The sequence below is a fragment of the Streptomyces sp. NPDC087428 genome, from assembly GCF_044744085.1.
Taxonomy (GTDB): Bacteria; Actinomycetota; Actinomycetes; order Streptomycetales; family Streptomycetaceae; genus Streptomyces.
This window is the reverse complement of record NZ_JBIUXR010000004.1, coordinates 417,751-437,331: the sequence shown is the minus strand read 5'-3', so window position 1 is coordinate 437,331 and position 19,581 is coordinate 417,751. Positions and strand designations below refer to the sequence as shown.

Here is a 19,581-nt window from a genome sequence, read left to right as displayed (position 1 = left end):
GCGTTTGTGAACCGGAACGATCGATACCGAGTGTTTCTGCCGCACCCCGGGTCACTGGCCGCCCGGTCGGCCGGACTGGGCGCGGGCCTGTCCGTCCAGGGCGAGCCAGACGCGGTCCCTGGTGAGGGGCAGCCGGGTGAACCGGATCCCGGTGGCGTCCCGCAGGGCGTTCGCGAACGCCGGCGCGACCGGGTTGAAGGGGCTCTCGCTCATCGACTTCGCCCCCAGCGGGCCGATCGTGTCGACGGTTTCCATGAAGCGGACCTCCGTTCGGGGAATGTCCGCGTACTGCGGCAGCCGGTACTGGCGGAACGCGGCGGTGGTGACCTCGCCCCGGTCGTTCAGCCGGACGTTCTCGAAGAGGGTGGCGCCCAGCGCCTGGGCGATGCCGCCCTCGACCTGGCCCCGGCACTGCATCGGGTTCATGACCTTGCCCGCGTCCGCCGCGTGCACGCTGCGCAGGATCCTGATCTCGCCGGTTCCCGGATCGACGGCGAGCCTGAACCACTGTGCGTTGAAGGCGACGGAACGCGGCGTCCCGCCGAAGTGACCGTCCGCCGCGAGTTCCCGGCCGGCCGACTGCGCCGCGGCGTGCAGCTCCTTCAGCGGGATGCGCGTGCCCCGGTGCTCGACGGCGTCCTCCACGAGGCGGCACTCGTCGCGGTGCACCCCGAGGTGCGCGGCCGCGAAGGTGAGCAGGGTCTCGGCGAGGGCCTGGGAGGCACGGAGCGTCGCCTTGCCGGCCACCACGGTTCCGGTGGAACCGAAGGCCCCGGTGTCGTGCTTCACGACATCGGTGTCGGACTGGCGCACCGTGATCCGGTCGACGGTGGTGCCCAGTTCACCGGCGGCGATCTGCCGGTGGACCGTGGTGGTGCCGTTGCCGAACTCCGCGGTCCCCACGGCCAGATCGAGGGTCCCGTCCGCCAGCAGACCGATCCGGGCATCGGCGATGTGCCCGCCGGGCGGCCCGGTCGCGATCATGGACAGGGCGGAGCCCTCTCCCACCAGCCACCCCTGCGGCGCCGCGTCCGCCGGCTCGGCCCGCGCGCCGCGGACGATGCCCAGGCACTGGTCGAGGCCGTAACTGGCGATGTGCAGGTCCTCCTCCTCGCCGCCCGGACTGATCATGGCCTCCCCCGGGCCGATGATGTTGCGTTCCCGGAACTCCAGGGGGTCCATGGAGAGCAGGCGGGCCAGCTCGTCCATGACCGACTCCATGGCGAAGACGACCTGCCCGAGTCCGTACCCGCGGAACGCGCCCGCCGGCACGGCGTGGGTGTAGACGGAGTACGCGTCCGCCTTCTTGTGCGGGGCGCGGTAGACGGCCATCGACTCGCCGACGCTGTGGAACATCACGGCAGGCCCGTGGTTGCCGTACGCCCCGGTGTTGGAGACCACCCGCAGCTGAAGCGCGGTCAGGGTTCCGTCACCACGGGCCCCGGCCTTGACCCGGACGTTGAACGGGTGCCGGGTGGTGGCCCCGTAGAACTGCTCGGCGCGGGTGTACTCGAGCTTCACCGGACGGCGCAGCCGCATCGCGGCGAGTACGACGATGTCCTCGACGATCATCTCCTGCTTGCCGCCGAAACCGCCTCCCACCCGCCCCGCCAGGACCCGCACCTCCTCCAGGGGCAGGTCGAACAGGGCACAGAGCGCCCGCCGGGTCAGGAAGGGCGTCTGGGTGCTGGAGCGCACCACGATGCGCTCCGGCCCCTCGTCCGGCCGCTCGAACCAGGCGACCGCGCCGTGCGTCTCCAGGCTCGCGTGCTGGACCCGCTGGGTACGGAACGTCTCCTCGTACACCACGTCGGCGGCGGCGAAACCCTCCTCGACCGAGCCGATCTCGCCGTGCGACTCGCCCACCACGTTGTCGAGCGGCCGGGCGATCCGCGCCTGCGCGCCGTTCTTGGCGTGCACGACCGGGGCGCCCGGCAGCATCGCCTCCTCCGGGTCGAGGACCGCCGGCAGCACCTGGTACGTCACCTCGACGCGCCGGCAGCCCTCCTCGGCGGCCGCCTCGCTGTCCGCGACGACCGCGGCGACCCGCTGGCCGACGAAGCGCACGGTGTCGTCCAGCACCCGGGTGTCGTCGGGGTCCTCTGTGGGGTGCTCGTGCCGGGCGGTGGAGTAGTGCCGTTCGGGGGCGTCGTGGTGCGTGAGCACCAGGTGCACCCCCGGCACGCGCAGCGCGGCGGACGTGTCGATCCCGGTGATGCGGGCGTGCGCGTGCGGGGAGCGCAGCAGCTTCATGTGCAGGAGGCCGGGGACGTCGATGTCGAAGGTGTACCGGGCGGTCCCCGTCACCACCTGGGGGCCGGCCGGGGCGGGCAGGCTGCGGCCGACCGCCGCGCCGGCGCACGGGGCCTCGACATGCTTCACGCCGCGCACGGCGTCCTCGATGGCGCGATAGCCGGTGCAGCGGCACAGGTTTCCCTTGAACGCCCGCGGCAGGTCCGCGAGCTGCCCGTCGTCCAGGGCCGCGGTGGTCATCAGGTACCCGGCGGTGCAGAAGCCGCACTGGAATCCCTGCGCGTCGAGGAACCTCTGCTGCACGGGGTGGAGTTCGCCGTCCGTGGCGAGACCCTCCACGGTCGTCACAGACCGGCCCCGCGCCCGTACGGCCGGATAGACGCAACTGTGCACCGGCTCCCCGTCGACATGAACGGTGCACGCTCCGCAGTCCCCCGCGTCGCAGCCCTTCTTCACCCCGAACCAGCCGCGTTCGCGCAGATACGTGCGCAGGCACTGCCCCGGGCGCGGCTCGGCGTCGAAGGGCTGCTCGTTGACATGGATCCCGAAACTCATCGTGCACCGCCTGTGGTCAGCTCGCTCCGGATCTCCTCGGCCAGGCGGAAGGCCATGTGCCGCCGCCAGGCGGGCAGTCCGTGGATGTCGTCGAACCAGTCGGCGTCGCCGATGGCCGCCTCCAGGGCACTTCGCAGGCCGGCGCGGTCCGGCGGCAGCGGGAACCAGAGCCGGAACGGGCGGACGGTGGCCGCGGTGACGGTCACGGCCAGCGAGCCGTCCTGCTCGTCGAGCACCCCGATCACCAGAGCGCCGGACCTGCCCAGGCCGTAGAGGGATGCCTGCCGGAAGGCGGTGCGCGAGGCCAGCGTCCGGGCGGGCAGGGAGACGGAGCGCAGCAACTCGCCCTCGCCCAGGTCCTTGCGTCCCGCGCCGAGGACGAAATCGGCCACCCGTACCCGGCGGAGCGAGCCGTCCTGCGCCTGGAGCAGGCACTCCCCGTCGAGGGCCGCGGTGAGGGAGATCATCGGGCCGGCCGGCAGGGCGTTGCAGAGGTTCCCTCCGACGGTGGCCATGTTCCAGATCTTGAAGGAGGCGAGGAACGCCCGGCAGCACTGCTCGAACAGCGGCGCCGCCCGGACCCGGCTCCGCCTCCCGTGGCGGGACAGCTGGGCGACGGTGCAGGTCGCTGCGAACTCCACGGAACCGTCGGGGTGGTGCGTGACCGGCTCCCAGCCCATCCCGCTCAGGTCCACCAGCCGCCGCAGCCGGGGCTGCGGCTCGGAGAACAGATAGGTGCCCCCGCCCAGCCAGGCGTCACCGGGCCTCCAGGGCTCGTGGGAACGGGCGTCCCGCACGTCCCGCACGGTGTTGAGATCCATGTCGTTCTCCGCTCCGGCCGCTGCGTCGTCGGCCACCGAGAACCTCAGTGAAGCAACGCGGCGGCCCCGCGCACGACTGGTGCACCACACGGAAAAACACAAGCGCCCGCACCACGTCCTGGAGGATCGACCAAGAGGTGTATCGATCACTTCGCCTTGCATTTACGATGACGGGACTCGCAATCGCCTCGTGAATGTGAGATGCCGGGTCCGGGCCCGGCGGTCGCGCAAGGAGCCACACCATGCACGTCGAACACCTTCTCCAGCTCGAATCGCTCGGTCTGACCCTGCTGTGGGGCGAAGAGCCCCTGCCGGCGCGGGAGATCAGCGGGGTCACCGCCACCGACCTGGAGGACCCGACCCGCTTTCTCCAGCAGGGCGAGGTCGTTCTCAGCGGCCTGGTGTGGTGGCACCCCACCGATGGGCCCGAGAAGGCGGCGCGGTTCGTCACCGCGCTCCGGACGGCCGGGGCCGTGGCCCTGCTCGCGGGGGAGGAGACGCACGGCACCGTGCCCGATGTCCTCGTCGACGCCTGCCGGACCCATGGCGTCACCCTCCTCGCCGTCCCCGCAAGCACCAGCTTCCGGGCCGTCACCGAGGCGGTGTACCTCCGGCAGTGGGGCGATCTCAGCCGCCGCCCCACCCACCACTACGCACTGCCCGAGAACGTGCGCAACGAGCTCGGCGGCCTGCTCACGGCCGGCGCCGGCCCGGACATGCTGCTCGACCGGGCCTTCGCCCACCTGGGAACCCAGGCCGCGTACCTCCTCAGCGCGACCGGACGCACCCTCGCGCGCACGCCGCCGGCCCCGCCGCTGACCGCGCGACGGGGCGCGGAACGCCTGCGCAGACCCACCGGGGCCACGCTGCGCATCGAGTCGGAGGGGTCCCCCTACGACGTCTGGCACCTGTACGTCCCCGACCCGGCCGGTGCGCCGCCCCGCGTACTGCACGAGATAGCCGATGTCCTGGCCCAGCACCGGCACCGCACCGCGCCCCGGGAGAACGCGGCACGCCGCAAGGGCGACGAACTCGTCTCGCTGATCGACGCCCCCCACACCGACGGGACTTCGCTGCGCCTCGCACTCCACGGCTGCGGCCTCTCCGACCAGGGCCCCTACCAGGTCATCACGGCGCGGCCGGCCCACGAGGAGGACGCCGGTGCGGCGGCGGACGCCCTGGCCGAGGCCCTGCACCACGACCCCGACCGCCCCTTCACCGTCGGCAGGCTCACGGGAGGCACGGCCGTGGCCGTCGTCCAGGGCGAACCGGGCGACAGCGAAGGCCGGCTGCACACCCTCTGGCCCGTTCTGGAGGGCTGCCACCCCGGCGCGGCACTCCACGGCGGGGTGGGGGCGCCGACAGCCGGTCCCGAGGGCCTGCACGGCAGTCTCGTGCAGGCGCGCTACGCCCTGACAGCCTCCCGCACCACGGAACCCGCGGCGTCCCGGCTGACGTCGGTGGACGACCTCACCAGCCTGCGCACGCTGCTCGCGGGTCTTCCCGAGGAGGTGCGCGAGGTCTTCAGCGCCCGGACCCTGGGCCCGTTGATCGACGGGGACGGCGCCTCGCAGCGCATGATGCTGCACACCCTGGAGGTCTTCCTCGCGCACAACTGCTCCTGGGCGCGCGCAGCCGAAGCCCTCCACCTCCACGTCAACACGGTTCACTACCGTGTCCGGCGCATCGAACAGCTCACCGGCCGCGACCTGTCGCGCCTCGATCACAAGCTCGATCTGCAGGCCGCCCTGATGTGCCGCTGACGGCTGGGCGTATCGACCGCAGGGCCAGGGCTCAGCCCAGGCCGTCCGGCCGGTCGATGTGCACGTTCGTCGACTTCACCCGTGCCGTGGCCATGACCCCGACCTCCAGGCCGAGTTCGTCGACGGACTCGCGGCTGATCAGTGACACCAGCCGGTGCGGCCCCGACTGGATCTCCACCTGCGCCACGACGTCGTCGGCCCGCACCGCGACGACGATCCCGGCGAACGAGTTCCGTACCGACGTCAGGACCTCCCCGGGTACCGGATGCAGCCCCGCGGCACGCTCCGTGGCGAAGCCCGCGAGGCTGACACCGTCGATCACCCGGTTTCCCGAGCCGCCGCGGTCCATCACGAGGTGACCGCCGTCTGCCCAGCGGCGGACGGTCTCGGGACTCACGGCCAGCAGCTCAGCGGCCTGGCCAATACTGTACGAAGGCACCCGCGTACTCTAGGGCCTGTACGGGGCTGTCCCGTGGCGTCCGCCGGCTCAGTCCCGTCCGTCCTGCGGCGCCGGCCGGTCCCCGCCGGGGGCCCCCGCCCGCAGTCCGTCCATCACGAGGTCCAGCAGCCGGGCGGCGCGCGGCTGCCAGTCGCCGTGCGGGTCGATCTGCCAGAGCCCGGCGATCGCGAGGAGGAAGTCCTCCGGGGTCAGCCCCGGACGGATGGTACCGGCCTTCTCGTTGGACTCCAGCAGGAGCGTGACGGCCCGGGTCACCGGGCCGTGGCCCAGCTGGGCCAGACCGCCGTGCCGGCTGACCGTCGTGCGCAGCGCTTCGGCCAGACCGGCCTTGGCCATGGCGAACTGCGCGAGCCGGTCCATCCACTCCCGCAGGGCCCGGTCCGGATCACGGGTCAGGAGCAACTGGGCCGCGGCGTCGGCGACCTGCTGCATCTCGTGGCGGTAGACCTCCAGGACGAGTGCCTCGCGGTTGGGGAAGTTGCGGTAGAACGTCCCCTGCCCGACACAGGCCTTCTTCGCGATCACGCTCACCGGGGCGTCCGCGGCGCGCGTCAGCTCGGCCAGCGCGACATCCAGGATGCGCTCGCGATTGCGCTGTGCGTCCGGACGCAGAGGAGCGCCCTTCTCTTCCTGCACAGGTCCTCCTTCCGAGCCCACGGCCACGGCCGCTCTTGATAACCGGACAGCTGTCCACTAGGTTTGATCACTGACGGACAGCTGTCCGCTTAGCCGTACCTTACCGGTAGAACCAGCCAGTGCGGCCGACCGCTACCCCCTCCTCACCTGCGCAATTCATCTGAATCGCCTCCCCCCGGGTCGACTGCCGGGGTCGTCTCGTTCGACGCGCATCAGTAATGCGAAAGAAGGCTGATCATGGCCCCATCGACGTCCAGTGCCATCACCCTGAACATCAATGGCGAAAAGTACACGCTGCCCGTCGACCATCGCACCACCCTGCTCGACGCCCTGCGTGAGCACCTCGATCTGACCGGCACCAAGAAGGGCTGTGACCAGGGCCAGTGCGGCGCCTGCACGGTACTGCTCGACGGGCGCAGGGCCGTGGCCTGCCTGCAGCTCGCGGTCGCGGCCGAGGGGCGCGCGATCACCACCATCGAAGGCGTGGCCGACGGCGATCGGCTGCACCCCGTCCAGCAGGCCTTTCTCGACCTCGACGGCTATCAGTGCGGCTACTGCACCCCGGGCCAGATCTGTTCGGCGCTCGCGGTGATCGAGGAACACGCGGCGGGCTGGCCGAGCGCCGTGACCGGCGATGTCAGGCCGGAGGCGGGGGTGCCCGCACTCACCGCCGAGGAGATACGTGAGCGGATGAGCGGCAACCTGTGCCGCTGCGGCGCCTATGTGTCGATCGTGCAGGCGGTCGCGCGGGCGGCGGAGGCCTCCGCGTCCGATGTCTCCACGACCCGGGCCGACACGTTCCAGGACAAGGAGCCGGTGGCATGAGGGAATTCGGCTACGAGCGCGTCCACGACGTCTCCGGAGCGGTCGCGCTGCTCGGCACGGACCCGGACGCCCGCTTCCTCGGCGGAGGCACCAACCTCGTCGACCTGATGAAGGCCGGCGTGGAACGGCCCGCACTTCTCATCGACGTCCAGGAACTCCCGCTGGACACGGTCGAGTTCACGCCCGACGGCGGCCTGCGCATCGGTGCGACCGTCACCAACAGCGACCTCGCCGCCCACGCCGAGGTGCGGCGCCACTACCCGGCACTGGCGCAGGCGCTCCTGGCCGGGGCCTCCGGACAGCTCCGCAACATGGCCACGGTCGGCGGGAATCTGCTCCAGCGGACCCGCTGCGGCTACTTCAGCGACCTCGCCAAGCCGTGCAACAAGCGTGCCCCCGGCAGCGGTTGCCCGGCCATCGCGGGCGAACACCACAACCACGCGATCCTCGGCGCCTCCGAGCACTGCGTGGCCACCCACCCCTCGGACATGGCGGTCGCGCTCGCGGCCTTCGACGCCGTCGTCTCGTACGAGACGGCCGGCGGGCCCGGAGAGCTGCCGATCGCCGACTTCTATCTGCCGGTGGGCGACACCCCGCACATCGAGACCGCCCTGCCGCCCGGCGCCCTGATCACCGGCGTCACACTCCCGCCGGCCCCGGTCGCCGCGCACTCCCGCTACCGGAAGGTGCGCGAGCGGGCCTCGTACGCCTTCGCGGTCGGATCCATCGCCGCCGCGCTCGACATCCGGGACGGCGTCGTGCACGAAGTGCGCCTCGCGTTCGGGGCGGTCGCGTCCGGGCCGTGGCGGGCCCGCGCGGCCGAGCGGGCGCTGACCGGCCGGCCGGCGAGCGCCGAGGCGTACGCCGCCGCCGCGGACGCCGAACTGACAGCCGCCGAGACGCTCCCGGACAACGGATACAAGGTGACGTTGATGCGCAACCTGGTCGTGGCCGTGCTCACCGAACTCGCCGAGGAGGCCGCCCGATGACCACGACGACCGACAGCGCGGCATTCACCGGCACCGCCGGCTCCGGCCGCACCCGGGTGGAGGGCCGCGACAAGGTCACCGGAGCGGCCCGCTACGCGGGCGAGATCCCCTTCGCGGAACTCGCCCACGGCTGGCTGGTGCTCTCGACCGTGGCCCGCGGCCGGGTCCGCCCGGTCCAGGACGCGGAGGTGCTGGCCATGCCCGGAGTCCTCGCCGTGCTGCACCACGGGAACGCGCCACGCGTCGACACCGACTACGTCGGCATGCTGGGACGGCCCAACCCGGTCGTCGGGCTCTTCCAGCACGACCGGGTGCCCTTCGTGGGCTGGCCGGTGGCCCTGGTCGTCGCCGAGACGTCCGAGCAGGCCAGGGAAGCGGCCGAGGCGCTGGTCGTGAGCTACGACGAGGAGCCGCACGACGTGGCGTTCTTCGCCGGGCACCCCGGCGCGTACACGCCGGGGACCAGCACGATGGCCGACGCCGAGACGGCGAAGGGCGATGTGGAGGCCGAGCTCGCGGCGGCCGCCTTCGTCGTGGACGAGGAGTACACCACTCCGGAGGAACACCACAGCTCGATGGAGCCCCACGCGGCGACGGCGCGCTGGGACAACGGCCGGCTCGACGTCGTCGACTCCAACCAGGGCAGCACCTGGGTGGCCACCGAGCTCGCCCAGCTCTTCTCCCTCGACCCGGCCTCCGTACGGGTGCGGTCCGAGCACGTCGGAGGGGCCTTCGGCTCCAAGGGCCTGAGCCCCCATCAGGTGGCCGCCATCATGGCGACGACCCTCCTCCACCGCCCCGTACGCGTGGTGCTGACCCGGCGCCAGATGTTCTCGCTCGTCGGGTACCGCAGCCCCACGGCACAGCGGATCAGGCTGGCCGCCGACGCGGACGGCCGGCTGCGCGCGTTCGACCACCAGGCGCAGAGCCTGACGTCGACCGTGCACGAGTTCGTCGAGACGAGCGCCGCACTGGGACGCGTCCTGTACGACGCCGACGCGCATCACACCCTGCACAGCCTGGTACGGCTCGACGTGCCGTCCCCGACCTGGATGCGCGCACCGGGCGAGGCACCGGGATCCTTCGCCGTCGAATCGGCGCTCGACGAACTGGCCGAGAAGTGCGGCGTGGACCCGATCGTGCTGCGCACACGCAATGAACCCGCGGTGGGGCCGGTGTCGGGGCTGCCGTTCAGCAGCCGCAATGTGCTCGCCTGTTTCGAGGAGGGCGCCCGCAGGTTCGGCTGGGCAGAGCGGGACCCGCGCCCCGGTCTGCGCCGGGAGGGACGCTGGCTGATCGGGACCGGGACGGCCACCGCCACCTACCCCTCGGGGGTCGGCCCGTCCACCGCGGCCGTGACCGCCGAGCCCGACGGAAGCTTCACCGTACGGATCAACGCGGCGGACATCGGGACCGGCGCCAGGACCGCGATGACCCTGGTCGCCGCGGACGCCCTCGAAGTGGACCCGGACCGCGTCCTGGTGCGTGTCGGGGACAGCGATCTGGGCCCGGCGATGATCGCCGGCGGCTCGATGGGCACCCGCTCCTGGGCCTGGGCGGTAAGGCTCGCGGCGGGCGAGCTGCGGGAGCGGCTCGCCCTGGGCGGCGCCATTCCGCCGGAGGGGATCACGGCCAGGTCGAACACCGCGGAGGCCATCGGCGCCCTGCCGAAGATGGAACGGCACTCCTTCGGGGCGCAGTTCGCCGAGGCGGCGGTGGACGTCGGCACCGGCGAGGTGCGGGTGCGCAGGCTGCTCGGCATCTACGCCGCGGGCGCCATCGTCAATCCGCTGACCGCACGGAGCCAGTTCATCGGCGGAATGACCTGGGGGCTCTCCATGGCCCTGCACGAGGAAGCGATCAGGGACCTGGCCTCCGGCGGCCATGTCGGCGCCGACCTCGCCGGCTACCACTTCGCCTCGCATGCCGACGTGCCGGTCATCGAGGCGGACTGGGTGGACGACCAGGTGCCCGGCGACCCCGTCGGGATCAAGGGCATCGGTGAGATCGGCGTCGTCGGCGTGGCCGCCGCGATCGCCAACGCGGTGTGGCACGCGACCGGCGTCCGCCACCGGGAGCTGCCGATCCGTCCCGACCGTGTCCTGCGCGCGGCGGCGGGGGAAGCCCCGCGTGCTTGACATAGCGGACGCCCTGAGCCGCTGGTTCGAGGAGGGCCGGGACTTCGCGGTCGCCACCGTCGTGGCCGTCGGCGGCAGCGCACCGCGCGGTCCCGGCGCCGCCCTCGCCGTCGACAGCGACGGCACCGTCATCGGCTCCGTCTCCGGCGGCTGCGTGGAGGGGGCGGTGTACGAGCTGTGCGTCCAGGCACTCCAGGACGGGCGGACGGCGCGCGAGCGGTTCGGCTACAGCGACGAGGACGCCTTCGCGGTGGGGCTCACCTGCGGCGGCGTCATCGACGTCCTGGTCACACCGGTGCGCCCGGCCGCGCCGGTGTTCCGGGCCGCTGTGTCGGCCGCGGACCGGGGGGCGTCCGCCGCGCTCGCCCGGGTGGCCCGCGGACCGGGCGAACTGCTCGGCAGGGCACTGCTCGTCCACGCCGACGGCTCGTACGAGGGCGGCCTCGGCGGGCATCCGGAGCTGGAACGGACGGCGGTGGCGGAGGCCCGCGCGCTCCTGGACACCGGCCGCACCGGTACGGTCGAGATCGCGGAGGACGGCTCGCGCTGCCCCGGCGGCGTCACGCTGTTCGTCGAGACGAGCGTGCCGCCGCCCCGGATGATCGTCTTCGGCGCGGTGGACTTCGCCACGGCACTCGTGCGGGCGGGCAAGTTCCTCGGCTACCACGTGACCGTGTGCGACGCCCGGCCGGTCTTCGCCACCCGCGCCCGCTTCCCGGAGGCCGACGACCTCGTGGTCGACTGGCCGCACCGCTACCTGCGCGGCACCGCGACCGACGGACGAACGGTGCTGTGCGTGCTCACCCACGACGCGAAGTTCGACATTCCGCTGCTGGAGACGGCCCTGCGGCTGCCGGCCGCGTACGTCGGCGCGATGGGCTCGCGCCGCACCCATGAGGACCGAGACCGGCGCCTGCGCGAAGCCGGGCTCACCGAGGGCGAGTTGGCCCGGCTGCGCTCCCCGATCGGCCTCGACCTCGGCGCCCGCACCCCGGAGGAGACCGCGCTGTCCATCGCGGCGGAGATCGTCGCGTCGCGCCGGGGCGGATCGGGGGCACCGCTGACCGGTTCGGGTGCGCCCATCCACCACGACGCCGACGGACGGCGGGAGAGCGGGTCCCGCTCCCCGGCGGCGGCGTGACCCGCACCGGTCACGCCGCCCACCGTCCGTACCGGCCCCGTACCGGTCACGCCGCCCACCGTCCGCGCCGGCCCCGTACCGGTCACGCCGCCCACCGTCCGTACCGGCCCCGTCCGACGCGGGGTCAGAACTTCCGCAGGGTGACCGAGCCGGGCCGCAGCTCGACCCGCCGCGTCGCGCCCTTCCAGCTCACCTCGGTGGTGCGGCCGCCGACACTGCGGATCCGTGCCTCGCGCACCTTTCCGTCGCGCCAGCTCAGATCCACCAGAAAGCCGCCACGCGCGCCCATCCCGGTGACCGACCCCGAGCCGGCCCAGGCCGCCGGCAGGGCGGGCAGCAGCTCGATGTGGCCGGGCCGGGAGTAGAGCAGCATTTCGATCATGGCCGTCGGGGTGCCGAAGTCGGCGTCGATCTGGAAGATGCCGCGGCCCGGTTCGGTCTCGTAGATGTCGAACAGGTTCACCGCGGAGCCGTTGCCGCTGCTGACCGAGGGCCGCAGGTTGTTGACGACGAGCTGGTAGGCGTTGTCGGCGTGCTTCAGCCGTGCCCAGCACATCGCACGCCAGGCGTTGGCCCAGCCGAAGTTCTCCATGCTGCGGGCGCGGAGCAGCGCGGTGGCCCCGTCCAGCAGCTCGTCGGGGACGGCGCCTGGACGGATCCGGTCCCCGGGGAAGAGGCCGATCAGCGGCGACAGATGGCGGTGGGTCGTCTCGCCGAGGTTCTCCGGGGACATCCACTCCTGGAGCCAGCCGGTCTCGGGGCTGACCTCGGGGAGGTAGAGCCGCTCGCGCATCTTCGCCACGGTCGCGCCGTACCGCGCGTCGCGGCCGAGCAGCGCGCACGCCTCCTCGAAATGCAGGAAGAGGTCCCGGACCACCTCCTGCGCATAGGTGTTGCCCTTGGCGTCCTGCGGCCCGTGCTCAGGGGACCAGTCGCTGTCCGCGATCAGGACCTCGCGCCGCTCGCCCGGCCCCGCATCGGTGACGGGCGTCGTCAGCAGCCGCGCCTCCCAGAACTCGCAGGCCCCCTTCAGCATCGGGAAGATGCGCGCCAGGTGCGCGTGGTCCTGGGTGAACTCGTAGTGCTCCCAGAGGGAGTTGCACAGCCAGGCGTTGCGGGCCGGGTGCCACCACCAGCCGAGGCCGCCGTGGATGTTCGTGGAGACCGCCACGGTCCAGCCCGCGACCTCGCCGCTGGAGTTGCGGAAGCGGTTGGCCGGGTCGTTGAAGTGGAAGCCGGTGAGCGCGGTCCAGGACGGGAGCTGGGCGAGACAGTAGTCCGTCAGTGCGTCGAAGCAGGGGGACAACCCCCGCGCGGTCGGCCATCCAGTAGTTCATCTGGATGTTGATGTCGGTGTGGTAATCGCCCATCCAGTCAGGATCGTTGCCGTCCAGCCACAGGCCCTGAAGAGCGACCGGCAGCCCGCCCCGGGACCCGGAGATCATCAGATAGCGGCCGAACTGGAGGTACAGGGACTCCAGTTCCGGATCCGGAACGCCCTCCGCCGTGCGGGCCCTGAGCCGCTCCCAGGTGTCGAGCGCGCGCTGCCGCGGTGTGGAGGAGCCCAGGTCCACTGCCATCCGCCATCAGCCCGCCCACGACGCGCCGGCGGCCCGGACCGCCCGGTACCGGTATGCGGCTCTGCTCGGTCATCGATTCTCCTGGAAGGCGTCGGACCCGATGAAGGTCTGGATGGCGGTGGCCGCGGCCCCGCGCGCCCACTCCTCGAACGGCAGCGGGCGTGTGATCACGTCGCACTGCGCGGCTGTACTGAAAACGGTGGCGGCGAACGCGTCGCGGATCTGCGCCGCGAACAGGTCGTACGCGGCCAGCCCCTCGCCGGAGATGATCACGCACTCGGGGCCGAGCAGATTGGCGACCGCCCCGATGGCCCGGCCGATCGCCGCCCCTGCCTGTGCGAAGGCCTCGCGGGCCACCGGGTCGCCCGACCTGGCCGGCTCCAGCGCGTGCGCCGGACCGCCGGCCGGCCGGCCCGTCTCCTCCTGGATGCGGCGCACGATGGCCGAGTCCGAGGCGATCGCCTCGACACAGCCCCGGTTGCCGCAGTGGCAGAGCGGCCCGTGCGGGTCGATGGAGAGATGGCCGATCTCACCGGCCACCCCATGCGCCCCGGCCACCACCCGGCCGTGGACGACCAGTCCGCAGCCGATGCCGGCCCCCACCGTGACCAGCGCGAAGTCGGACCGCCCGACCCCGGCGCCGAACCACTGCTCCGCCACGGTCAGCGCTCGTACGTCGTTGTCCACCGTGGCCGGCAGACCGGTCGCCGTCTCCGCGAGCCCGGCCAGCGCGACGTTCCGCCGGCCGAGGAACGGCGAGTAGCGGACCACCCCCGCGGCCCGGTCGACATCGCCGGACACCGCGACGGCCAGGCCGCGCACGCCGATGCCGAACGGCTGCGCCCGCGTGACCAGTTCGCCGGCGAGCGCGGCGATCACGGAGATCACCGCGCCGGGCGAACGCTCGGACAGCGGCACATGACGGGCCACCCTGACCCGGCAGCAGAGGTCCGCGAGAACGGCGATGACCTCGTCCGCGGTCACCTTGACGCCGATGAACAGGGCGCGCCCCGCGTTGACCCGCACCGGGTTGGCCGGCCGGCCGACCGCGGAAGGCGTGCTGCCGTCGGCGTCCTCGACGACGTACCCGGTCGCCATGAGCGGGCGCACGGCCCTGGTCACGGCGGCCGAGGACAGCCCGGTCCTGCGGGCGATCTCCACCCGGGAGAGCGGCCCTTGGGACAGGGCTGTGGTGAACACCAGAGAGGCAGCCGGCGTTGGCGCCGGGAACGTCTCGACGAGGTTGGTCGATGACATGGCCGGAAACGCAGGGGAGTTAATTTCCTCTGTCAAGAAAAAAAGTCAACCCCGATGCGACGTCGTACGGACGACTCGGAACCGCCGGGAGCGGGCGCGCGGAGAAGGGTTGACGCCGGGACGGGCGGGGCGGTTGTCTGTGTGCCGCCCGGTCGCACGGCGCGTTGTTCCGTGGCGCCGCGGCTGCCGCGGCGCGCACCGATGCGTGCGTGATCCGGATCCAACTCACGTGAGAGCCAGCCGTGTTGAGCGGGTGCTCGACCGTGTTCCGGTACCCCGCTCGGGCCTCTCCCGGCGTGCCGCCCGGCTGTTGGCCGAGCCTTCACCGCTGCGCGGTCCGTCGTACCCGGCAGGGCTTCGGGGTTCCCCGAGTGTGGACATGGGCATGTCATCGCATGGCATGGCCCGACACGCTTCGACCAGGAGGAAGCAGTGAAGAACAGACGACGGATCCGCAAGGTGTCACTCGTGCTGGCCGCGGCCGGGATGTTGGTCCTGGCCTCGCCGGGCAGCGCCTTCGCGGACGTGCCGGGTGCTCTGCCCGCGAACGCGGACGGACTGGAACAGACGTTCCAGCCGGCCTACGACTACGACGGTGACGGCTGCTACCCGACCCCCGCCATCGGCCCCGACGGTACCGTCGCCCCCGGACTTAAGACCACCGGCGCCGTCAACGGGAGCTGCCACGACTCCTGGGATCTGGACAACACCAACGGCTACGCACGCTCCAAGTGCAACAACGGCTGGTGCGCCATCATCTACGGCCTCTACTTCGAGAAGGACCAGGCCGTGGCCGGGAGCGGTCTCGGCGGGCATCGCCACGACTGGGAGCACGTCGTGGTCTGGGTGCAGGACAACGAGGCGAAGTACGTCTCCACCTCGGCCCACGGCGGCTTCAGCGTCTACGGCCGCGACCGGATCCAGTGGGACGGGACCCACCCCAAGGCCGTCTATCACAAGGACGGGATCGGTACGCACTGCTTCCGTCCCGCGACCACCGGCGACGAGCCGCCCGAGAACCACTACCACCAGTGGCAGTTCCCCGACCTCGTCGGCTGGAACGGCTACCCCGAAGGCATCCGGGACAAGCTGGTGCAGGCCGACTTCGGCAGTGCCGTCTTCGGCCTGAAGGACGGAAACTTCGCCGCCCACCTGGAGAAGGCGATGCCGGCGGGCATCCCCTTCGACCCCAACGCCTGACGGGGACGGGGTGGCGGGCGCCGGTCAGTGCCCCGCCGCCCCGGTCCGGGCGGGAAGCGGGGCGAAGACGCGGTGGGCCGCCATCGCCGCACCGCCGCGCGCCCACGTCTCGAACGGCAGCGGCCGCACCACGAGTTCGCACCGGGCGGCCGCGCCGAAGGCCTGGTCGGCGAAGGTCCGGCGGATCTCGTCGGAGAAGAGGTCGTACGCCGCCACCCCCTCGCCGGAGATGATGATGCGCTCCGGGCCGATGAGGTTGGCCACCGAGGCGATCCCCAGCCCCAGCGCCCGCCCGGCACGGGTGAACACGCCGCGCGCCGTGGCGTCCCCGGACCGCGCCAGGCGCACGGCGTCGGCGAGGGAGAGATCCGCGTCCCCCGTCTGCTCCTGCACCTGGTCGACGATGGCCTGCGTCGACGCGACGGCCTCGATGCAGCCGGTGTTGCCGCAGGTGCAGACCCGGTCGCTGCCGCCGACGGGCAGATGTCCCAGCTCGCCCGAGACCCCGAACGCACCCGAGACCACCCGGCCGTGGACGGACATGCCGCAGCCCACCCCCGCGCCGACCGTGACCAGGGCGAACGAGGAGAGCCCGACCCCGGCGCCGAACCACTGCTCGGCGACGGTGAGGGCCCGTACGTCGTTGTCGATCACCGCCGGAATGCCGGTGGCCTCCTCGACCAGTGCGGCGAGCCGCACCCCGTGCCAGTCGAGGAAGGGGGAGTAGCGGACCGTGCCGCTCGGGCCGTCCACATCGCCGGAGACCGTCACACCGATGCTGTGCACCGCCGGGCCGGACCCGCCCTCCCCTTGTCCGGCCCGTCCGGAGAGGGTGCCGACCAGTCGGGCGACGGCCCTGACCACCGTGCCGACATCCCGCGAGCGGAGCGGGGTGCGGTGGGTGGTCAGTGGCGCTGCCGTGAGGTCGACGAGCATCCCGGTCAGCTCGTCCGACGTGATCTTGATCCCGATGAACCCGGCCCGCTCGGGCCGTACCGCCACCAACGTGGCGGGGCGGCCGGGCTGCCGGTCACCGGACGGGCCGAGCTCGGTGATCCAGCCGTCGTCGAGCAGGGGTGCCGAGACCTTGGTGACAGCCCCGGAGGAGAGCCCGGTGCGGCGCCCGAGCTCCGCCCGGGTCAACGGGCCCTGGGTCAGCAGGGCCTGGAGGACAAGGGCTGCGGACGGTGGCTGCCGGGAGAGGTTCACCCCGTGGAGATTACCTTCTGGCCGAAAGCAAGGGTGCGGGTCCGGAACGGCGGCGTGCACCGGAACCGAGAAACGATCTTGGGTCGATACTGAATATATTGATGATGGAAGGAAACTATCGTTACAGTCGCCGCGCTCTCATCGATGGCGGCGGGCCTCGGCAGGGGCCCGGTCGTACGGGGGTGCCGACGCGGAGCCCCGCTCCCACCCAGTGGTTTCGAGAGGACATGCCATGACTCGCATCACCGCCCGGATCGTGCACCTGCGCGCGGCCGGGGTGAGTTTCGTCGTCGAACTCCGCGCTCCGCTGCCCCGTGTCCTGCACTGGGGTGAGGACCTCGGCGAGCTGACGGGCGACGGTCTCGCTGCCCTCGGGCTGACGGCGGACGCCGCCACGCTCAACAACGCCCCCGACGAACCACGGCAGTTCACTGTCTGGCCCACCGAGGCCGACGGCTGGCTCGGCACCCCGGCCCACCAGGGCCACCGGGCCGGGACGGCCACCGCACCCCGGGTCGCGATGACCGGCGCCGAGGAGCGTCCCGGCGAACTGGCCATCGACCTCCATGACGCAAACGCCGCCCTCGACATCACCCTCACCTACCGGCTGGACCCGTCCGGCGTCCTGGGCGTGCGCACCAGCGTGGCGTGCCCGTCCCGCGCCGAATCCGACGCCGCCGGCTCCGTCCCGTACGACCTCGCCGCCACCACCGCGCTGCTCCCGCTGCCGAACCGGGCGCAGGAGATCCTGGACTTCACCGGCAAGTGGTGCCGCGAACGCTCCCCGCAGCGTGGCCGGCTGGCGTTTGCCGGCCACGTCCGCGAGGTGCGCCGGGGCAAGCCGGGACCGGACGCGCCGCATCTCCTGATGGTAGGTGTGCCCGGCTTCGGTTTCCGTACGGGCGAGGTCTGGGCCCTGCACGTGGGGTGGAGCGGCAACCAGCGCTGGCTCGCCGAGCGGCTGCCCGAGGGCGCGGGGGTGCACGGGGGAGTCCTCGGCGGCGGCGAACTGCTGGCACCCGGCGAGATCCGGCTCTCCCCGGGCGGCCGGTACGACGCGCCCGAGTGCTTCTTCGCCTGGTCCGGGGAGGGCCTGGACGGACTGGCCGGCCGCTTCCACACGATGCTCCGCGCCCGCCCGGGGCATCCGTCCACACCGCGTCCGCTGACCCTGAACACCTGGGAGGCGGTCTACTTCGACCACCGCCCCGAACGGCTCCTGGCGCTGGCCGACGCCGCCGCCGCCGTCGGGGTGGAACGCCTGGTCCTGGACGACGGCTGGTTCCTCGGCCGCCGGGACGACACGGCGGGGCTCGGTGACTGGACGGTGGACCCGCGGGTGTGGCCCGAGGGGCTGACCCCGCTGGCGGACCGGGTGCACGCCCACGGGATGCAGTTCGGGCTGTGGGTGGAACCGGAGATGGTGAACCTCGACTCGCGGATGGCCCGGGAGCACCCCGAGTGGATTCTCGGCCCGTCGGCGGGCGTGGGGCCGAGCTTCCGCCACCAGTACGTGGTGAACGTCGCCGACGCGCACGCGTTCGCCCATCTGCTGGCACGACTTGACTCCCTCGTCACCGAGTACGGCATCGACTACCTCAAGTGGGATCACAACCGGGACCTGCACGAAGCGGTGCAGCGCGGTGCGCACGGCACCGGCCGGCCCGGGGTGCACGCCCAGACGGCGGCCCTCTACCGGCTGATGGACGCGCTCAGGTCGCGCCACCCCGCGCTGGAGATCGAGTCGTGCTCCAGCGGTGGCGGACGCGTCGACCTCGGCGTTCTCGCCCGCACCGACCGGGTCTGGGCATCGGACTGCAACGACCCGCTGGAGCGCCAGCCGATTCAGCGCTGGACCGCGCAGCTGCTGCCGCCCGAGCTCGTCGGCGCCCATGTCGGAGGCCCGCGCAGCCACACGACGGGGCGGGTCGCCGACGACTCGTTCCGGCTGATCACCGCGTTGTTCGGCCACGCGGGCATCGAGGACGACCTGAGCGCGCGTACCCCCGTGCAACGCGCGGCGCTGGGCCGGTGGGCGGCGCTGTACAAGGAGCTGCGCGGACTGCTGCACAGCGGACAGATCGTCAGGGCTGACCTCGACGACGAGGCCACCCAACTGCACGGCGTGGTCGCGCCGGACGAGGGGTCCGCGCTGTACTGCTGGGCGCGGACGGAGACCTCCGTGCCGGGTCAGTCCGGACGGGTCCGCCTGCCGGGCCTCGCCCCCGGCCGGTCCTACCGGGTCCGGATCCGGACGGAGGCGGGGCTGCCGGCCCTCCACCAGGTCACGGGACCCGTGTGGTGCACGGCGGCACTCGACGGCTGGGTCCCGATGCCGGGCGCCGTGCTGACCGGTGCGGGACTGCCGATGCCGACGCTCAACCCGGGGCAGGCCCTGCTGATCGAGGTCGCTGCCCAACTGCCCGTGAGCTGACCGGCGGCACAGCGGCCGGCTTCTCCTGGGCCGGTGTGCCGCCGTGCGGCGTCACGGGCTCGCCGCGTCGTAGCCGTAGCTCAGCGGTCCCTCGCCTGCGGGCAGGCCGAGCCGGTAGACGTACAGGGCCTCGGCCCGGACGCCGCCCGGCGGGGCCTCCACCTCGCAGGGGCGGGTGACCTGTACGACCGGTGGCCGGTCGGTGACGCGCAGGCGCAGGCCGTGGGCGGGGCCCCCGACGAGCACCGCGTGCTCCTCGCGTGTCGTGCAATCGGTATCCATGACCGTTACTTTAACGGTTGCGCAATAAAAGAACTGTG

The 19,581-nt window shown here is 72.5% G+C and carries 14 protein-coding genes and 1 pseudogene; 7 read left to right on the top strand and 8 right to left on the bottom strand.

What is annotated here, in order from left to right; genetic code table 11:
• Window positions 1–51 precede the first annotated feature (51 nt).
• Complete coding sequence (locus ACIO3R_RS11390) at window positions 52–2,808, bottom strand: molybdopterin-dependent oxidoreductase (protein ID WP_402105202.1); 2,757 nt, start codon at window positions 2,806–2,808, stop codon at window positions 52–54.
• Window positions 2,805–3,629 (bottom strand): FAD binding domain-containing protein, encoded by an 825-nt coding sequence (locus tag ACIO3R_RS11385; RefSeq protein ID WP_385027406.1) that lies wholly within the window; start codon window positions 3,627–3,629, stop codon window positions 2,805–2,807. The genes ACIO3R_RS11390 and ACIO3R_RS11385 overlap by 4 nt, the downstream gene beginning before the upstream one ends.
• A 242-nt stretch (window positions 3,630–3,871) precedes the next feature.
• Between ACIO3R_RS11385 and ACIO3R_RS11380 the strand changes: the two genes are divergently transcribed.
• Entirely contained in the window at window positions 3,872–5,392 is a 1,521-nt protein-coding gene (locus ACIO3R_RS11380; protein ID WP_402105200.1) for a PucR family transcriptional regulator, read from the top strand.
• A gap of 31 nt (window positions 5,393–5,423) precedes the next feature.
• On the opposite strand, the gene ACIO3R_RS11375 is transcribed toward ACIO3R_RS11380, so the two are convergent.
• Window positions 5,424–5,831: a molybdopterin-binding protein gene (locus ACIO3R_RS11375; protein ID WP_385027359.1), complete on the bottom strand. Its 408-nt coding sequence runs from the start codon at window positions 5,829–5,831 to the stop codon at window positions 5,424–5,426.
• A 48-nt stretch (window positions 5,832–5,879) separates the two neighbouring features.
• Window positions 5,880–6,488: a TetR/AcrR family transcriptional regulator gene (locus ACIO3R_RS11370; RefSeq protein WP_385027356.1), complete on the bottom strand. Its 609-nt coding sequence runs from the start codon at window positions 6,486–6,488 to the stop codon at window positions 5,880–5,882.
• A gap of 237 nt (window positions 6,489–6,725) precedes the next feature.
• Between ACIO3R_RS11370 and ACIO3R_RS11365 the strand changes: the two genes are divergently transcribed.
• Genes ACIO3R_RS11365 through ACIO3R_RS11350 form a run of 4 tightly spaced genes read left to right on the top strand, consistent with a single transcriptional unit; the run spans window position 6,726 to window position 11,581 of the window.
• Complete coding sequence (locus ACIO3R_RS11365; RefSeq protein WP_385027353.1) at window positions 6,726–7,313, top strand: 2Fe-2S iron-sulfur cluster-binding protein; 588 nt, start codon at window positions 6,726–6,728, stop codon at window positions 7,311–7,313.
• Window positions 7,310–8,302, top strand: a complete 993-nt coding sequence (locus tag ACIO3R_RS11360; protein WP_402105197.1) for an FAD binding domain-containing protein — start codon at window positions 7,310–7,312, stop codon at window positions 8,300–8,302. Before ACIO3R_RS11365 ends, ACIO3R_RS11360 begins: the two co-directional genes overlap by 4 nt.
• Window positions 8,299–10,440: a xanthine dehydrogenase family protein molybdopterin-binding subunit gene (locus tag ACIO3R_RS11355; RefSeq protein ID WP_402105196.1), complete on the top strand. Its 2,142-nt coding sequence runs from the start codon at window positions 8,299–8,301 to the stop codon at window positions 10,438–10,440. Before ACIO3R_RS11360 ends, ACIO3R_RS11355 begins: the two co-directional genes overlap by 4 nt.
• Complete coding sequence (locus ACIO3R_RS11350; RefSeq protein WP_385027344.1) at window positions 10,433–11,581, top strand: XdhC family protein; 1,149 nt, start codon at window positions 10,433–10,435, stop codon at window positions 11,579–11,581. Before ACIO3R_RS11355 ends, ACIO3R_RS11350 begins: the two co-directional genes overlap by 8 nt.
• 124 nt (window positions 11,582–11,705) lie before the next feature.
• Here the strand turns inward: ACIO3R_RS11350 and ACIO3R_RS11345 are convergent.
• Both ACIO3R_RS11345 and ACIO3R_RS11340 read right to left on the bottom strand, forming a co-directional pair.
• Window positions 11,706–13,158 (bottom strand): annotated as a pseudogene (locus tag ACIO3R_RS11345) (glycosyl hydrolase family 95 catalytic domain-containing protein); the annotation flags it as partial.
• A 72-nt stretch (window positions 13,159–13,230) separates the two neighbouring features.
• Entirely contained in the window at window positions 13,231–14,418 is a 1,188-nt protein-coding gene (locus tag ACIO3R_RS11340; RefSeq protein WP_402105195.1) for an ROK family protein, read from the bottom strand.
• A 486-nt stretch (window positions 14,419–14,904) separates the two neighbouring features.
• Between ACIO3R_RS11340 and ACIO3R_RS11335 the strand changes: the two genes are divergently transcribed.
• Complete coding sequence (locus ACIO3R_RS11335; protein WP_401286453.1) at window positions 14,905–15,618, top strand: NPP1 family protein; 714 nt, start codon at window positions 14,905–14,907, stop codon at window positions 15,616–15,618.
• Window positions 15,619–15,642: 24 nt separating this feature from the next.
• Here ACIO3R_RS11335 and ACIO3R_RS11330 read toward each other — a convergent pair whose 3' ends face one another.
• Entirely contained in the window at window positions 15,643–16,827 is a 1,185-nt protein-coding gene (locus ACIO3R_RS11330) for an ROK family protein (protein ID WP_402105193.1), read from the bottom strand.
• A gap of 232 nt (window positions 16,828–17,059) precedes the next feature.
• Here ACIO3R_RS11330 and ACIO3R_RS11325 point away from each other — a divergent pair, with 232 nt between their 5' ends.
• Complete coding sequence (locus ACIO3R_RS11325) at window positions 17,060–19,261, top strand: alpha-galactosidase (protein WP_402105191.1); 2,202 nt, start codon at window positions 17,060–17,062, stop codon at window positions 19,259–19,261.
• 51 nt (window positions 19,262–19,312) lie between these two features.
• Here the strand turns inward: ACIO3R_RS11325 and ACIO3R_RS11320 are convergent, their stop codons facing one another.
• Window positions 19,313–19,543 (bottom strand): hypothetical protein, encoded by a 231-nt coding sequence (locus ACIO3R_RS11320; protein WP_385027332.1) that lies wholly within the window; start codon window positions 19,541–19,543, stop codon window positions 19,313–19,315.
• Window positions 19,544–19,581 lie beyond the last annotated feature (38 nt).

What these genes read in the sequence shown, in the direction of transcription:
- ACIO3R_RS11390 (WP_402105202.1), bottom strand. Translation starts at nt 2,808, where the DNA reads ATGAGTTTCGGGATCCATGTCAACGAGCAGCCCTTCGACGCCGAGCCG.
- ACIO3R_RS11360 (WP_402105197.1), top strand. Translation starts at nt 7,310, where the DNA reads ATGAGGGAATTCGGCTACGAGCGCGTCCACGACGTCTCCGGAGCGGTC.
- ACIO3R_RS11320 (WP_385027332.1), bottom strand. Translation starts at nt 19,543, where the DNA reads ATGGATACCGATTGCACGACACGCGAGGAGCACGCGGTGCTCGTCGGG.
- ACIO3R_RS11325 (WP_402105191.1), top strand. Translation starts at nt 17,060, where the DNA reads ATGACTCGCATCACCGCCCGGATCGTGCACCTGCGCGCGGCCGGGGTG.
- ACIO3R_RS11355 (WP_402105196.1), top strand. Translation starts at nt 8,299, where the DNA reads ATGACCACGACGACCGACAGCGCGGCATTCACCGGCACCGCCGGCTCC.
- ACIO3R_RS11335 (WP_401286453.1), top strand. Translation starts at nt 14,905, where the DNA reads ATGTTGGTCCTGGCCTCGCCGGGCAGCGCCTTCGCGGACGTGCCGGGT.
- ACIO3R_RS11380 (WP_402105200.1), top strand. Translation starts at nt 3,872, where the DNA reads ATGCACGTCGAACACCTTCTCCAGCTCGAATCGCTCGGTCTGACCCTG.
- ACIO3R_RS11340 (WP_402105195.1), bottom strand. Translation starts at nt 14,418, where the DNA reads ATGTCATCGACCAACCTCGTCGAGACGTTCCCGGCGCCAACGCCGGCT.
- ACIO3R_RS11385 (WP_385027406.1), bottom strand. Translation starts at nt 3,629, where the DNA reads ATGGATCTCAACACCGTGCGGGACGTGCGGGACGCCCGTTCCCACGAG.
- ACIO3R_RS11365 (WP_385027353.1), top strand. Translation starts at nt 6,726, where the DNA reads ATGGCCCCATCGACGTCCAGTGCCATCACCCTGAACATCAATGGCGAA.